12 protein-coding genes, 1 tRNA gene and 1 pseudogene are annotated in these 14,811 nt (G+C 66.8%); 11 read left to right on the forward strand and 3 right to left on the reverse strand.

What is annotated here, in order from left to right; translation table 11 throughout:
- The first annotated feature begins 6 nt into the window (after positions 1 to 6).
- The 6 genes from HZI36_RS05760 to HZI36_RS05785 all read left to right on the forward strand — a co-directional run bounded on the left by HZI36_RS05760 (position 7) and on the right by HZI36_RS05785 (position 5,316).
- On the forward strand, positions 7 to 912 hold the full coding sequence (locus tag HZI36_RS05760) for an NmrA/HSCARG family protein (RefSeq protein ID WP_179401668.1): 906 nt from the start codon (positions 7 to 9) through the stop codon (positions 910 to 912).
- A gap of 28 nt (positions 913 to 940) precedes the next feature.
- A complete protein-coding gene (locus HZI36_RS05765; protein WP_179401669.1) occupies positions 941 to 1,471 on the forward strand; it encodes a carboxymuconolactone decarboxylase family protein in 531 nt (176 codons plus the stop codon).
- Positions 1,472 to 1,515: 44 nt separating this feature from the next.
- Positions 1,516 to 2,370, forward strand: a complete 855-nt coding sequence (locus HZI36_RS05770) for a pirin family protein (RefSeq protein WP_179401670.1) — start codon at positions 1,516 to 1,518, stop codon at positions 2,368 to 2,370.
- 105 nt (positions 2,371 to 2,475) lie between these two features.
- Positions 2,476 to 3,924 (forward strand): DHA2 family efflux MFS transporter permease subunit, encoded by a 1,449-nt coding sequence (locus tag HZI36_RS05775; protein ID WP_179401671.1) that lies wholly within the window; start codon positions 2,476 to 2,478, stop codon positions 3,922 to 3,924.
- A gap of 280 nt (positions 3,925 to 4,204) precedes the next feature.
- Positions 4,205 to 4,885: a DUF433 domain-containing protein gene (locus HZI36_RS05780; RefSeq protein WP_179401672.1), complete on the forward strand. Its 681-nt coding sequence runs from the start codon at positions 4,205 to 4,207 to the stop codon at positions 4,883 to 4,885.
- The gene (locus tag HZI36_RS05785) at positions 4,882 to 5,316 is read left to right on the forward strand and encodes a DUF5615 family PIN-like protein (protein WP_179401673.1); all 435 of its coding nucleotides are present in this window, start codon (positions 4,882 to 4,884) and stop codon (positions 5,314 to 5,316) included. Before HZI36_RS05780 ends, HZI36_RS05785 begins: the two co-directional genes overlap by 4 nt.
- Before the next feature lie 163 nt (positions 5,317 to 5,479).
- Here the strand turns inward: HZI36_RS05785 and HZI36_RS05790 are convergent.
- Together HZI36_RS05790 and HZI36_RS05795 are read right to left on the reverse strand one after the other, a co-directional pair.
- Positions 5,480 to 5,554, reverse strand: a tRNA-Arg gene (locus tag HZI36_RS05790).
- Between the two features lie 121 nt (positions 5,555 to 5,675).
- On the reverse strand, positions 5,676 to 5,858 hold the full coding sequence (locus HZI36_RS05795) for a rubredoxin (protein WP_179401674.1): 183 nt from the start codon (positions 5,856 to 5,858) through the stop codon (positions 5,676 to 5,678).
- Between the two features lie 187 nt (positions 5,859 to 6,045).
- Here HZI36_RS05795 and HZI36_RS05800 point away from each other — a divergent pair, with 187 nt between their 5' ends.
- The 5 genes from HZI36_RS05800 to HZI36_RS05820 all read left to right on the forward strand — a co-directional run bounded on the left by HZI36_RS05800 (position 6,046) and on the right by HZI36_RS05820 (position 13,806).
- On the forward strand, positions 6,046 to 6,450 hold the full coding sequence (locus HZI36_RS05800) for a DUF4399 domain-containing protein (protein ID WP_179401675.1): 405 nt from the start codon (positions 6,046 to 6,048) through the stop codon (positions 6,448 to 6,450).
- A 161-nt stretch (positions 6,451 to 6,611) separates the two neighbouring features.
- Positions 6,612 to 8,555: an ATP-binding cassette domain-containing protein gene (locus tag HZI36_RS05805; RefSeq protein WP_179401676.1), complete on the forward strand. Its 1,944-nt coding sequence runs from the start codon at positions 6,612 to 6,614 to the stop codon at positions 8,553 to 8,555.
- Positions 8,556 to 8,797: 242 nt separating this feature from the next.
- The gene (parE, locus tag HZI36_RS05810) at positions 8,798 to 10,780 is read left to right on the forward strand and encodes a DNA topoisomerase IV subunit B (protein WP_179401677.1); all 1,983 of its coding nucleotides are present in this window, start codon (positions 8,798 to 8,800) and stop codon (positions 10,778 to 10,780) included.
- Between the two features lie 58 nt (positions 10,781 to 10,838).
- Positions 10,839 to 13,160: a DNA topoisomerase IV subunit A gene (gene parC, locus HZI36_RS05815; RefSeq protein ID WP_179401678.1), complete on the forward strand. Its 2,322-nt coding sequence runs from the start codon at positions 10,839 to 10,841 to the stop codon at positions 13,158 to 13,160.
- Between the two features lie 187 nt (positions 13,161 to 13,347).
- A complete protein-coding gene (locus tag HZI36_RS05820; protein WP_179401679.1) occupies positions 13,348 to 13,806 on the forward strand; it encodes a CopD family protein in 459 nt (152 codons plus the stop codon).
- A 72-nt stretch (positions 13,807 to 13,878) separates the two neighbouring features.
- Here HZI36_RS05820 and HZI36_RS05825 read toward each other — a convergent pair.
- Positions 13,879 to 14,773: pseudogene (locus HZI36_RS05825) on the reverse strand (LysR family transcriptional regulator).
- Between the last annotated feature and the right edge of the window lie 38 nt (positions 14,774 to 14,811).

Here is a 14,811-nt window from a genome sequence, read left to right on the forward strand (position 1 = left end):
GAAACCATGTCGAATACCCCGAAGCTCATCGCCGTCGTCGGCGCAACCGGCCAGCAAGGCGGCGCCGTCGTGCGCGCGCTGCAGGCGAGCGGTCGATTCAAAGTGCGCGCGTTGACGCGCAATCCGGCCGAGCATCCGACACTGGGTGACGAAGTCGTTCTGGCGGATTTCAATCGTCCGGAAACGCTCGAAGCAGCGTTTGCCGGCGCACACGGCGCTTTCGTGGTGACCAACGCCTGGGAAGCCGGTGCGGACGAACCCGCGCAGGCGCTCGCCGCCGTCAACGCGGCGAAACACGCCGGCGTGCTGCACTTCATCTGGTCGACGCTCCCGAACGTGGAGGCGATCAGCGGCGGCAAGATCGACGTCCCGCATTTCACGGCCAAGGCGAAGGTCGAGCGTATCGTGAGCGAAGCCGGATTTGCCCACCACACGTTCGTGATTGCTTCGTTTTACTATCAAAACCTGCTCGGCGTCATGGCGCCGCAGAAACAGGCGGATGGCACCTCGGGTTGGGCGCTGCCGCTCGATCCCGAGCGACGGGCCATTCATATGGGCGACATCACTGAACTCGGCCGCATCGTGGCGGGCGCGTTCGCGCACCCGGAACTCGCGGGGCACGGTGAGCATTTGCCGCTTGTCGGCGATTTCCTGAGCTTCAACGAAATCATCGACATCCTGAATCGTCAGGGAAACGGGCTTTCGTTCAGGCAAGTCCCGCGCGAGGTTTTTGCCGGCTGGTTCCCGGGCGCCGCCGGTATCGCGGCGATGCTCGCCTACTTCGAAGCGCACACGTATCTCGGCTCGGATTCGCGCGACGCGATCGCGCTCGCCAACCAGGTCGCCGGTCAGCCGCCGACGAAGTTCGCCGAATGGGCCAAAGCGAATTTCGCGACGCCGGCCGCCGCCTGAACACGCATCTGCGCGAAGGAGAACCCACATGAGCCGGATTCCTACCCACACAGTCGAGGGCGCGCCCGATGCGTCGCGCCCGTTTCTGCAAAAAATTGCACAGTCTTCGCCGACGGGACGCCCGCTGAACCTGCATGCCCAGATGGCGCATTCTCCGGCGGTGCTGGCGGCGTACACGTCGCTGCGTGCCGTCATCGCCGAGCACGGCACCCTGGATCCGAAGGTGAGCTGGGCACTCAATCTCGCCATCGCCGGCACGGTCGGCAATGACTACATGATGGGTATCGCCAGTCGATTCGCCCGCATGAACGGTTGGACCGACGCGCAGATCACCGCGCTGCGAACCGGCGCCACGACGGGCGACACCAGGATCCACGCGCTGACCGACCTGGTCAGGGAAGCGGCCGCTCATTCGGGAAAGGTCACCGATGCCACGTGGAAGGTCGCTCAACAAGCGGGCTGGAGCGATGAGCAGCTGGCCGAGGCGTTCGCCTATCTGGGGCTGACCGTGTTCACCGGTTATTTCCTCAATTATGCGGAAACCGATTCGGATATCTGAGCGATGCCTGATCGATGGCAAGTCAATTACCTGGAGAGCATCCGATGAATGCCGTTATTCAAACTCAGCCCACCCCGCTTACCGGTGTCGGCCGTCACGTCATCTTCCGCACGCGCGGCAACGCGCACGGGCCGCTCGTCCGCATGGCCAGCCCCGCCGACGCGGGCACGATGATCAAGCCGTTCGTCTTTCTCGATCTCATCGATACGCAGGAGGGGATCGGCCAGCAGGGGTTCGGCTGGCATCCGCATTCGGGCATCGCCACGTTGACCCTGGCGATCGAGGGGCGAGGCCGCTATGCCGAATCCACCGGCCATGAAGGAACGATGGCGCCGGGCGACATCGAATGGATGAGCGCCGGCCGTGGCGTCTGGCATACCGGCTCCGCCGAGCCCCCGATCAAGGCCTTCCAGCTGTGGGTTGCGTTGCCGGCGGAGCGCGAACTGGCTCCCGCGTTCAGCCAGCATCTGTCGGTCGACGACATCCCGTCGGACGGCCCGGCGCGCGTGCTGCTCGGCCGTAGCGGCGATGCGGTCAGCCCGATCGATGCACCGCCGGGCGTCAACTATTTCATTGTGCAACTCAAGGCCGGCCAGCGCTGGACCTACGCGCCGCCGCAGGGCTGCCTGGTCGGCTGGATCGCCGTGATGGACGGCAACCTGCGCACGCCGGACCCGGTCGACAGCGGTGAGCTGGCCGTATTCGACGCGTCCGATGCGGCGATCGAATTCGAGGCCGTGACCGATGCGCGCTTCGTGCTCGGTTCGGCCATCCCGCATCCGCACGATCTCCACCTTGGCCGCTACTCGGTGCACACCAGCCCCGCGGCGCTGATCGAGGGCGAGCGTGAAATCGCGCGCATCGGTCGCGAACTGCGCGCGAAGGGTGTGGTGCGTTGATCCGGTCCTTCGTCGACCGATGCCAACCGCGCGAGATCGCGGTCGAAATGTATTCCGAATCCGCTGGCGGTCTTGAGCCGCGCAGCATCTGAAAGGAGCCGTTCCATGACGCATGGCATCGACGAACGCAAGCGCTGGCTTGCCCTCATCGTGCTCTGCCTGGGCATGCTGATGATCGTGCTGGATACGACCATCGTGAACGTCGCACTGCCGTCCATCCGGGCGGACCTGGGCTTTAGCGAAACCTCGCTCGTGTGGGTGATCAACGCGTACATGCTGACCTTCGGCGGCTTCCTGCTGCTGGGTGGGCGGCTGGGCGACCTGTTCGGGCATCGCAAGCTGTTTCTCCTCGGCATCGCGCTGTTCACGCTGGCTTCGGCAGCGTGCGGGCTGGCGAACTCGCAGGGCGTGCTGATTACGGCACGGGCCATGCAGGGGCTGGGCGGCGCGCTGGTGTCGGCCGTGTCGCTGTCGCTGATCATGAACCTGTTCACCTCGCCGGCGGACCGCGCGAAGGCAATGGGTATCTACGGGTTCGTCGGCGCGGGCGGCGGCAGCATCGGCGTGCTGCTGGGCGGGCTGCTGACGAGCGCATTGAGCTGGCACTGGATCTTCCTGGTCAACCTGCCGATCGGCGTGGCGGTGTATGCCGCGTGCGTGGCGCTGCTGCCGACGGGGAAGCCGCCGGCCGATCGCGCCAGGCTGGATGTGGCGGGCGCCATGGCCGTTACCACCTCGCTGATGCTGGCTGTGTACGCCGTCGTGCACGGCAACGAGGCCGGTTGGACGTCCGCGCAGACGCTTGTCCAACTGGGCATGGCCATCGTGCTCGCGATCGCGTTCCTCGTGATCGAATCGCGCGTGTCGCATCCGCTCATGCCGCTGCGCCTGTTCGCGCTGCGCAACGTGGCGACGGCCAACGTGGTGGGTGTGCTGTGGGCGGCTGCGCTGTTCGCGTGGTCCTTTATCTCGGCGCTTTACATGCAGCGCGTGCTGAACTACAGCGCGATGCAGGTGGGGCTGGCCTTCCTGCCGGCCAGCGTCATCATGGCGGCGTTCTCGCTGGGGCTGTCGGCCAGGCTGGTGATGCGCTTCGGGATTCGCGCGCCGCTGTCGCTGGGTTTGCTGGTGGCGGCGGCCGGGCTGGTGCTGTTTGCGCGTGCGCCGGTCGGCGGCAGCTTCGTGCAGGACGTGCTGCCCGGCATGGTGCTGCTGGGCCTGGGGGCGGGGGTGCTCTTCAACCCGGTGCTGCTGGCCGCGATGAGTGACGTTGCGCCGGATGAGTCGGGCCTGGCCTCGGGCGTGGTCAACACGTCGTTCATGATGGGCGGCGCGCTGGGCCTGGCCATCCTGGCGAGCCTGGCGGCCGCGCGTACCGAAGGCCTGGCCGCTGCGGGTGCCGATGGCGTGACTGCGCTCAATAGCGGCTACCACCTGGCTTTCATGCTGGGGGCCGTTGCGGCGGTCACGGCGTCAGTGCTGGCCGGGGCGTTCGTTCGTACGCGTGCGCACGGTCAGGCGCAAGGGGAAGGGGCGTCGGTGGCTTCCTTTTAAGGCGGTGGAGCCTTCTTTACCTATCATTCTAGGGGGCATTCCGGTGCTTTCGGCCCGAAGCTGGTAGGCGCTCGCACGTGCCGAAAGGGTATATCGAGGGACTGATCATCTTTTGCGGTTCGTCGTAGGGCATATCACCGAACTGCGCGTGACTGTACCGCCGTCGTCAGGCCCGCTCCGTTAGCGTTGCTCACCGCGACCGAGCGCGTACGTCGGCTTAGGCTATAATTAATCCGAAGCGCCGGAAATATTCTGGGGTTCAGGAATAATTGGAGAGATCATGGCCGCTAGCATTGTCCCCAAAACTGTAACGGCTGCCGAAGTTGCGTTCATGGCTGGCTTGACCGATCGGGAAATCAATCGTTTGGTCGACGAAAACGTTCTGTCCGCACCGCTGGTACAACGCGACGACGGCCGCCGTTTTGCGCCGCTCACGGCATGTTTTGCGGACTTCTATTTCAGTATGAGTGAGAGCCTGACTCGCAGCGCGCGTATCGGCATCATCGACACGCTGACGCAGCGGTTGCTAGTGCGCCCTGACCTCGACGCTTTCCTGACGCTCAGCGACAGCGTGCTGCGAGGCAATTTTGATTGGAGCGTGCATCTCGATGTATTGACCGTCGCCCTCACGCGCTATGTCGAGGTCGCTTCGCAGAGGGCGGGACGAGTCAGCGAGGCAGCACAGCACGTTACCGAAGATCCGCAGATCCTCGGCGGTATGCCCTGCTTTGCAGGTACCCGCGTGCCTGTCGCGAGCGTGCTCGCTGCGAAGCAGCAGGGAATGGCGCTTGACGAGCTGCACGCAGCTTGGCCATTCCTCACCGCGGAGTTACTCGACCACGCCGAGGTGTACATGAAGGCCCATCCGCGTCCTGGGCGACCGCGGCGACTAGACGAAGACGCGTCCCGGATGAAGCTGGTCAGTCGCAAGGTGGTTCGTCATCCGCGAGAACACGCGTGACGTTGCGCTTCCTGATCGACGAATGCTTGTGGCCGGGGCTGGTGCAAATCGCGCGGGACGCGGGCCATCATGAATCGACTTGCGTGCGTGATCGCGGTCTGTCCGGAATGAAGGATCATCAACTGATCCGTTTCGCTGTCGCGGGCGACTACACCCTCGTCACGCACAACGCGGTCGACTTCCGCGGGCCGAACGGCGGGCCGCCCGGTGGCTTGCATGCCAATGAGGCGATCCACGCTGGCCTCGTCTGCCTCGTATCGTGGTGGCCGATGACACCAGACCGGCAGGCCGAACTGTTCGGTTATGCGCTCGCTGAACTTGTGACGTTGGGCGATCTGGTCAATCAGGCGCTCGAGGTTGTCGAGGATGAATCGGGCGAGATCATCATCTACTGTTATGAGATTCCGGCTCCCGACGACCGCAATTCCTAGCTGGGGATCGATCCAGTGAGGATGCGTGCTGTGCAGGAGCGCTTTGGGGAACGCTCGATCGCACATGAAGTCATGCTACCGGAGATTTTCGGCTTGCATTGGGAGGGGCGCGCAATGAGGCGGGCTTTTTCTTGCGAATCTTGGGGAACGTTTGGCGCTTGGCTGGTCCCCCCGACAGGAATCGAACCTGTATCTAGCGCTTAGGAGGCGCTTGTTCTATCCATTGAACTACGGGGAGCGAGCGGCCCGTTGCGGGCCGCGGACAGACAGACGGCAAAGTATAGCAAACGCGCGATTCGGTTGAAGCGGGGAAACGCACGAACCCGCACGAACCCGCCCGAACCGGGCGACGCGTCCCGTCAGAAATCGACGACGACGAAATCCGCCTTGCTCACGTCGCAGAGCGGGCAGCGCCAGTCGGCGGGGATGTCGGCGAACCGGGTGCCGGGCGCGATGCCTTCCTCGGGCAGGCCTTCCGATTCGTTATAGATCCACCCGCAGATCAGGCAGACCCAACTCTGGTATTCGGTCACTTCGCTCATGTGGTGCTCGGGTCGGTCGTTTGGAATGCCGGGGCAGTCCGTGTCGGTTGCCGCCAGGCGAAAGGCGCAATGTTACCGGATTTCCGCCGATTCGCCCCTTGACGGCGCGCAAACCACCTGCTCGCGGTACGCGCGTCGCGCGTGCGGTGTATCCTTCGATTTCCTTTCAATCCCGAGGAGGGGAGTGATGCTCAACCGCAAGTGGATCGCGGGCACGGTGTGCGCGGCGGCGCTCGCCGCGTCGCCGGTCGCGTGGGCCGACGCGCGCGTGTTCTTCGTCGAGCCGCAGAACGGCGCGACCGTGTCGAACCCGGTGCACGTGCAGTTCGGTCTCGAAGGCGCCGAGCTGAAGCCGGCCGGCGACACGACGCCGAATTCCGGTCATCACCATCTGCTGATCGACGGCAAGCCGGCGCCGAAAGGCGACGTGATTCCGTTCAGCGATCGCGTGCTGCATTTCGGCAAGGCGCAGACCGCCACCGACCTGACGCTGCCGCCCGGCCGGCATACGCTGACGCTCCAGCTCGGCGACGGCGCGCATCGCTCGTATGGCCCGGAAGCGAGCAGCACGGTCACGGTCGACGTGAAATAACCGCCACCCGGCGCGTTTCGCAGATTGCCGCCGTTTGCGCGACGCGTCCAGCCGTCCGTTCGGCATAACCCGTCCGGCATAACCCGTCCGGCCGAACCGGTGGCGGTGCCCGCCACCGGTACAATGAGCGCTTCGCTCATTCACCTCGGCCGTCTTCCCTCATGTCGCTTTACTCCATTACCGGCGCGCAGCTCGCGTTCGGTCACGTCGCGCTGCTCGATCACGCGGATTTCTCGCTCGAGGCCGGCGAGCGCGTCGGCCTGATCGGCCGCAACGGCGCGGGCAAGTCGTCGTTGCTGAAAATCGTCGCCGAGCTCGCGAAGCCCGACGACGGCCTCGTCACGCGTCAGCAGCATCTCGTCACCGTCTACGTGCCGCAGGAGCCCGAATTCGAAGCGGGCGCGACCGTGTTCGACACCGTCGCATCCGGCCTCACGGAAACGCGCGCGCTGCTCGACGAATACGATTCGATCGCGCACCGGCTCGCGGAAACACCCGAAGGCGCGGAGCACGACGCGCTGCTCGCGCGGATGAACGCGCTGCAGTCGTCGCTCGACGCGACCGACGCATGGAGCTGGCGCACGCGCGTCGCGACGACGCTCGCGCAGATCGGCCTCGACGGCGACGCGCGCGTCGATGCGCTGTCGGGCGGGATGGGCAAGCGCGTCGCGCTCGCGCGCGCGCTCGTCGTGCGTCCCGACGTGCTGCTGCTCGACGAGCCGACCAACCATCTCGACTTCGACGGCATCCGCTGGCTCGAGGAACTGCTCGTCGCGCAGCGCGCGGGCCTCTTCTTCATCACGCACGATCGCGCGTTCCTCGATCGCGTCGCCACGCGCATCGTCGAGCTCGACCGCGGGCGCCTGCTGTCGTATCCGGGCAATTTCTCCGCGTATCAGACGCGCAAGGCGCAGCAGCTCGAAGTCGAGCGCGTCGAGAACGACAAATTCGACAAGCTGCTCGCGCAGGAAGAGGTGTGGATCCGCAAGGGCGTCGAGGCGCGCCGCACCCGCAGCGTCGGCCGCATCGCGCGGCTCGAGCAGATGCGCCACGAGCGCGCGGAGCGCCGCAACGCGCAGGGCAACGTGAAGCTCGACGTCGCGCAGGGCGAAAAGTCCGGCAAGATCGTCGCGGAACTGACCGACGTGACGAAGCGCTACGGCGCGCGCGCGGTCGTCGACCGCTTCACCGCGACCGTGATGCGCGGCGACAAGATCGGCTTCGTCGGCCCGAACGGCGCCGGCAAGACGACGCTCCTGAAGCTGATCCTCGGCGAGCTGAAGCCCGACGAAGGCACGGTGAGGAGCGGCACGAACCTGCAGGTCGCGTACTTCGACCAGATGCGCGCGCAGCTCGATCAGGAAAAAAGCCTGGCGGACACGATCAGCCCCGGCAGCGAATGGGTCGAGATCGCCGGCACCCGCAAGCATGTGATGAGCTATCTCGGCGACTTTCTGTTCGCGCCGGAACGCGCGCGTTCGCCGGTGAAGTCGCTGTCGGGCGGCGAGCGCAACCGTCTGCTGCTCGCGCGCCTGTTCGCGCGCCCCGCGAACGTGCTGGTGCTCGACGAGCCGACCAACGACCTCGACATCCCGACGCTCGAACTGCTCGAAGAGCTGCTGACCGACTACGACGGCACGGTGCTGCTCGTGAGCCACGACCGCGCGTTCCTCGACAACGTCGTCACTTCGGTGATCGCGTCCGAGGGCGACGGGCGCTGGCGCGAATACGTCGGCGGCTTCACCGACTGGCAGGTGCAGCGCGAGCGTTCGGAGCAGCTCGCGCAGCAGGAAGCCGCCAAACGCGCGGCGAAGGACGCGTCGCCCGCCAGGGACGAGCCCGCGAAGAGCGCGGCCGGCCGCAACGCGCAGCGCACGGTGAAACTGTCGTTCAACGAGCAGCGCGAGCTCGACGCGCTGCCGGACCGGATCGCCGCGCTCGAAGCGGAGCAGAAGACGATCGGCGCGCAGCTCGAGGACGGGGCGATCTTCGCGAAGGATCCGGCCGAAGGCGCGCGGCTGACCGAGCGCTTCGGGGCGATCGACGACGAACTGCTCGACGCGCTCGAGCGCTGGGAAACGCTGGAGGCGAAACGCAAGCCGTAACGCTGGCCGTAACGCAAGCCATAACGACCGGAACGGCTGGTTCTGTCACCCGGAACCAGTAAAATACGCCGCGTTCCGGGCCGCTCGGCGGCGCGCCGCGCCCGCTGCGCGCGCCCGCTTTCAGAGCAGGCAACGCATGTCGTTGTTTCGATTCGCGTTTTTACGACACTCAACGTTTTGTCCACGACGTTGTCCACACGAGCTGGGGACAACGTCCCGATGAATGACGAACCTTAGCGCCTATGTCAACGAAGAAGCCCAGCGCGGCCTATAGCGAAGCATCGATCAAGGTGCTCAAGGGTCTCGAGCCGGTCAAGCAGCGGCCCGGCATGTACACCCGTACCGAGAATCCGCTGCACATCATTCAGGAAGTCATCGACAACGCGTCCGACGAGGCGCTCGGCGGCTACGGCAGGCAGATCGTCGTCACGCTGCACGCGGACCAGTCGGTGTCCGTCGAGGACGACGGCCGAGGCATTCCGTTCGGCCTGCATCCGGACGAAGGCGTGCCGGTCGTCGAGATCGTGTTCACGCGGCTGCACGCGGGCGGCAAGTTCGACAAGGCCGCGGGCGGTGCGTATACGTTCTCGGGCGGTCTGCACGGCGTCGGCGTGTCGGTGACGAACGCGCTCGCGACGCGTCTGGACGTATCCGTGTGGCGCGACGGCAAGATCGCGACGCTCGGCTTCGCGGACGGCGACGTCGTCACGCCGCTCGTGACGCAGGCCGCCGCGCGCGGCGACAAGAAAACCGGCACGCTCGTGCGCGTGTGGCCGAATCCGAAGTACTTCGATTCGCCGAACCTGCCGACCGGCGAGCTGCAGCGTCTGCTGCGCTCGAAGGCGGTGCTGCTGCCGGGCGTCGAGGTCGCGCTCGTCAACGAGAAGACCGGCGAGCGGCAGAGCTGGAAGTACGAGGACGGCCTGCGCGGGTATCTGCTCGACGAGATGAACGGCAGCGAACTGCTGATCCCGCTGTTCGAAGGCGAGCGCTTTGCCGATTCGCGCACGAGCGACGACACGTTCGCCGAGGGCGAGGGCGCGTCGTGGGTCGTCGCGTGGAGCGAGGAAGGTTCGCTCGTACGCGAATCGTACGTGAACCTGATCCCGACGCCCGCCGGCGGCACGCACGAGTCGGGCCTGCGCGACGGGCTCTATCAGGCGGTGAAGAGCTTCGTCGAGCTGCACAACCTGCAGCCGAAGGGCGTGAAGCTGCTCGCCGAGGACGTGTTCGCGCGCGTGTCGTTCGTGCTGTCCGCGAAGGTGCTCGATCCGCAGTTCCAAGGCCAGATCAAGGAGCGGCTGAACAGCCGCGACGCGGTCAAGCTCGTGTCGTCGTTCTCGCGTCCGGCGCTCGAGCTGTGGCTGAATCATCACGTCGAGCACGGCAAGAAGCTCGCGGAGCTCGTGATCAAGCAGGCGCAGGCGCGCACGCGCGCGGGCCAGAAGGTCGAGAAGAAGAAGAGCTCCGGTGTCGCGGTGCTGCCCGGCAAGCTGACCGATTGCGAGACCGAGGACATCGCGCGCAACGAGCTGTTCCTCGTCGAGGGCGATTCGGCCGGCGGCTCCGCGAAGATGGGCCGCGACAAGGAATATCAGGCGATCCTGCCGCTGCGCGGCAAGGTGCTGAACACGTGGGAGACCGAGCGCGACCGCCTGTTCGCGAACAACGAGGTGCACGACATCTCGGTCGCGATCGGCGTCGATCCGCACAGTCCCGACGACAGTGTCGATCTGTCGAACCTGCGTTACGGCAAGATCTGCATCCTGTCGGACGCGGACGTCGACGGCGCGCACATCCAGGTGTTGCTGCTCACGCTGTTCTTCAAGCACTTCCCGCAGCTGATCGAGCGCGGCCACGTGTTCGTCGCGCGTCCGCCGCTGTTCCGCGTCGACGCGCCCGCGCGCGGCAAGAAGCCCGCGCAGAAGCTGTACGCGCTCGACGAAGGCGAGCTCGAAGCGACGCTCGACAAGCTGCGCAAGGACGGCGTGCGTGAGTCGCAATGGAGCATCAGCCGCTTCAAGGGCCTCGGTGAAATGAGCGCCGAGCAGCTGTGGGACACGACGATGAACCCGGACACGCGCCGCCTGATGCCGGTCGCGCTCGGCGATCTCGACTACGACGCGACCGTCGTGCGGATGACGATGCTGATGGGCAAGGGCGAGGCGGCCGCGCGTCGCGGCTGGCTCGAGGAAAAGGGCAACGACGTCGAAGCGGATATCTGATGGCCGCCGGGCCTGATGCCCGGCGCGCACGCACGCGACACAAGAATACGGAATTCAGATGGACGACAACACTCCCGATCTCTTCGCCGAGCCGGCGGCGCCCGAAGGCGACGCACTGACGCTCGGCCATTACGCGGAGCAGGCGTATCTCAGCTATGCGGTCAGCGTCGTGAAGGGCCGCGCGCTGCCGGACGTCTGCGACGGCCAGAAGCCGGTGCAGCGCCGCATCCTGTTCGCGATGAACGAAATGGGCCTTGCCGCCGACGCGAAGCCGGTGAAGTCGGCGCGCGTCGTCGGCGACGTGCTGGGCAAATACCACCCGCACGGCGATCAGTCCGCGTACGACGCGCTCGTGCGTCTCGCGCAGGATTTCTCGATGCGCTATCCGCTGATCGACGGGCAGGGCAACTTCGGCTCGCGCGACGGCGACGGCGCGGCGGCGATGCGCTACACCGAAGCGCGCCTGACGCCGATCGCGAAGCTGCTGCTCGACGAGATCGACCAGGGCACGGTCGACTTCATGCCGAACTACGACGGCTCGTTCGACGAGCCGAAGCTGCTGCCGGGCCGGCTGCCGTTCGTGCTGCTGAACGGCGCGTCGGGGATCGCGGTCGGCCTCGCGACCGAGATTCCGTCGCACAACCTGCGCGAGGTCGCGGCGGCGGCGGTCGCGCTGATCCGCAATCCGAAGCTCACGCATGCGGAGCTGATGTCGCTGATCCCCGGCCCGGATTTCCCGGGCGGCGGCCAGCTGATTTCGAGCGATGCGGAAATCTCGGCTGCGTACGAGAGCGGCCGCGGCAGCCTGAAGCTGCGCGCGCGCTGGAAGATCGAGGATCTCGCGCGCGGCCAGTGGCAGCTCGTCGTCAACGAGCTGCCGCCGAACACGTCGGGCCAGAAAGTGCTCGAGGAAATCGAGGAGCTGACGAACCCGAAGCTGAAGCTCGGCAAGAAGACGCTGACGCCCGAGCAGCTCAATACGAAGAAGACGTTGCTCGACCTGCTCGACGCGGTGCGCGACGAGTCCGGCAAGGACGCGCCGGTGCGGCTCGTGTTCGAGCCGAAGTCGCGCACGATCGACCAGACGGAATTCGTGCACTCGCTGCTCGCGCACACGAGCCTCGAATCGAACGCGACGCTGAACCTCGTGATGGTCGGCGCCGACGGCCGGCCGGGCCAGAAGGGGCTGCTGCCGATCCTCGACGAATGGGTGAAGTTCCGCCAGATCACGATGACGCGGCGCAGCCGCCATCGCCTCGGCAAGGTCGACGACCGGATTCACATCCTCGAAGGCCGGATGATCGTCTTCCTGAACATCGACGAGGTGATCCGGATCATTCGCGAAGCGGACGAGCCGAAGGCCGCGCTGATGAGCGCGTTCGGCCTCACCGAGCGACAGGCCGACGATATTCTCGAAATCCGTCTGCGTCAGTTGGCACGGCTCGAGAAGATCAAGATCGAGAAGGAGCTCGAGTCGCTGCGCGACGAGAAGGCGAAGCTCGAAGAGCTGCTCGCGAACGAAAGTGCGATGAAGCGGCTGATGATCAAGGAGATCGAGGCCGATGCGAAGCAGTTCGGCGACGATCGCCGCACGCTGATCCAGCAGGAGAAGCGCGCGACGTTCGAGGCGAAGGTCGTCGACGAGCCGGTGACGGTCGTCGTGTCGCAAAAGGGCTGGGTGCGCGCGCTGAAAGGCCACGGGCTCGATCCGGCCAGCTTCTCGTTCAAGGCCGGCGACAGCCTGTACGCGGCGTTCCAGTGCCGCACGCCCGACACGCTGATCGCGTGGGGCAGCTCGGGGCGGGTCTATTCGGTCGCAGTGTCGCTGCTGCCGGGCGGGCGCGGCGACGGCGTGCCGGTCACGTCGCTGATCGAGCTCGAATCGGGCTCGCATCTGCTGCATTACTTCGCGGCGCCGGCCGAGCAGCCGCTGCTGCTCGCGTCGAGCAACGGCTTCGGTTTCGTCGCGAAGGTCGGCGACATGGTGAGCCGCGTGAAGGCCGGCAAGGCGTTCATGACGATCGATGACGGCTGCCTGCCGCTCGCGCCGATGCCAGTGCTGCCGAACGCGACGCAGGTCGCGTGCCTGTCGGGCGGTGGCCGCTTGCTCGTGTTCGGGATGGACGAGATGAAGACGCTCGCGGGCGGTGGGCGCGGCGTGATCCTGATGGCGCTCGACGACAACGAAACGCTCGTGCAGGCGCTCGCGATCGATCCGGCCGGTGTCGTGTTGGTCGGCACCGGCCGCGGCGGCAAGGCGCAGGAGGACGTGCTGGCGGGTGCCACGCTCGCGCCGCACGTCGGCAAGCGCGCGCGCAAGGGCCGCGCGCCGGACACGAAGGTGAAGGTGGTGAGCGCGCTGCGGCCGATGCTCGGCTGATGGTCCGGCGGCCGGCGCTGGGCGCCAGGCGTCGCGCGCCGGCCGCCGCATTTGCTAAATAGTGTGAAGTGCGGCAATCGGCGCTGAACCGCGCGACACGGCGCCTGTCGAACGTCGCTCGGCCAGGCCGCGGACCGGACGTCCGCCGCGCCGCGCCGCCGTTTTCCTCAATCACAGGATTCTCGTCATGTCCCACGCTATCGCCGTCGCCTTGTTTCTCCACCTGCTGGCCGTTGCCGTCTGGGTGGGCGGGATGGTGTTCGCCAACTTCTGCCTGCGGCCGGCGCTGTCGGACCTGTCGCCGCAGCTCCGGCTGCCGCTGATCGAGGGCGTGTTCGGCCGCTTCTTCAACTGGGTCGCGGGCGCGGTGATCGTGATCCTGCTGTCCGGCGGCGTGCTGCTGATGGCGTTCGGCGGCGCGCATGCGACGTGGACGCTGCATGCGATGGCCGGCCTCGGCGTCGTGATGATGCTGATCTTCGGTCACATCCGCTTCGCGCTGTTTCCGCGCATCCGTCGTGCAGTCCAGGCGCAGAACTGGCCGGACGGCGCGCGCGCGGTGGGCGCGGTGCGCCTGCTCGTCGTCGTCAATCTGGTGCTCGGCGTCGTGACGATTGGCGCCGCCGTGCTGTCGCGCGGCCTCTGATCGTCCGGCGCGCGGCGGCGTGCCATGGCGGCCACGGCGGCCAACGCGGCCAACGCGGCCAACGCGGCCGCGTCAGCTCGCGAGCATCGCGTCGAGCAGCCACGCGCCGGCGGGCCCGAGCGGCCGGCTGCGCGACCACACCGCATCGACCGGCACCCGGCGCGGCCAGCCGCGCGCGCGCAACTCGCACAGCCGGTCGCGCGCGAAATGGTCGACCATCCACCGGGGCAGCTCTGCCCAGCCGAATCCCAGCAACGCCATTTCCAGCAGCATCATGTAGCTCGGCGCCGACCAGCGGTGCGTGCCCGCGACGGGCATGCGTCGCGCGCCGCGCCCGTGCGGTGCCACATACGTGTTGAGCCGCAGCTCGTGCGCGTCGCGCAGCGCCGCGTGCGGCACCTCGGCGTCGCCGTGCGCGGCGAGCGGATGCGCACGGCCGACGAACAGCGCGATCTCCGATTCCTCCGCGAGCGTCGCCGCGCCGATTTCGGCCGGGTACGACGGCTGCGCGGCCATCAGCCCAAGCTGCGCGCGCCCTTGCTGGATCAGGTCGATCACGTCCTCGTTCTCCGCGATCTGGCATTCGAGCTCGAGCGCGGGAAAGCGCCGCTCGAGCGCCGCGAGCGTTTCCTCGTAGCGCTGCGACTGGTAGGTGTCCGACACCACGAGCGCGAGCCGTGCCTCGTCGCCGCGCGCGAGCCGCGCGGCGGTGCGGTCGATCGCCTCGCTCGCGTCGAGCGCGCGCAGCACCTGCGGCAGCAGCGCGCGGCCCGCGTCGGTCAGCGTCGGTCAGCGTCGGCGAGCGCGTCGCGCGGTCGAACAGCGTCACGCCGAGATCGATCTCGAGGTTCGCGATCGCCTCCGAGACCGTCGACTGGCGCTTGCCGAGCTTGCGCGCGGCGGCGCTGAACGAGCCGAGCTGCGCGGCTTCCGCGAAGGCGATCAGGGCTTCGGGCGAATGACGCATGCGGACTCCCGGTTTCGTCATATCGGAAAAACCGATGA

This window comes from Burkholderia guangdongensis (assembly GCF_013403875.1).
GTDB lineage: Bacteria > Pseudomonadota > Gammaproteobacteria > Burkholderiales > Burkholderiaceae > Burkholderia > Burkholderia guangdongensis.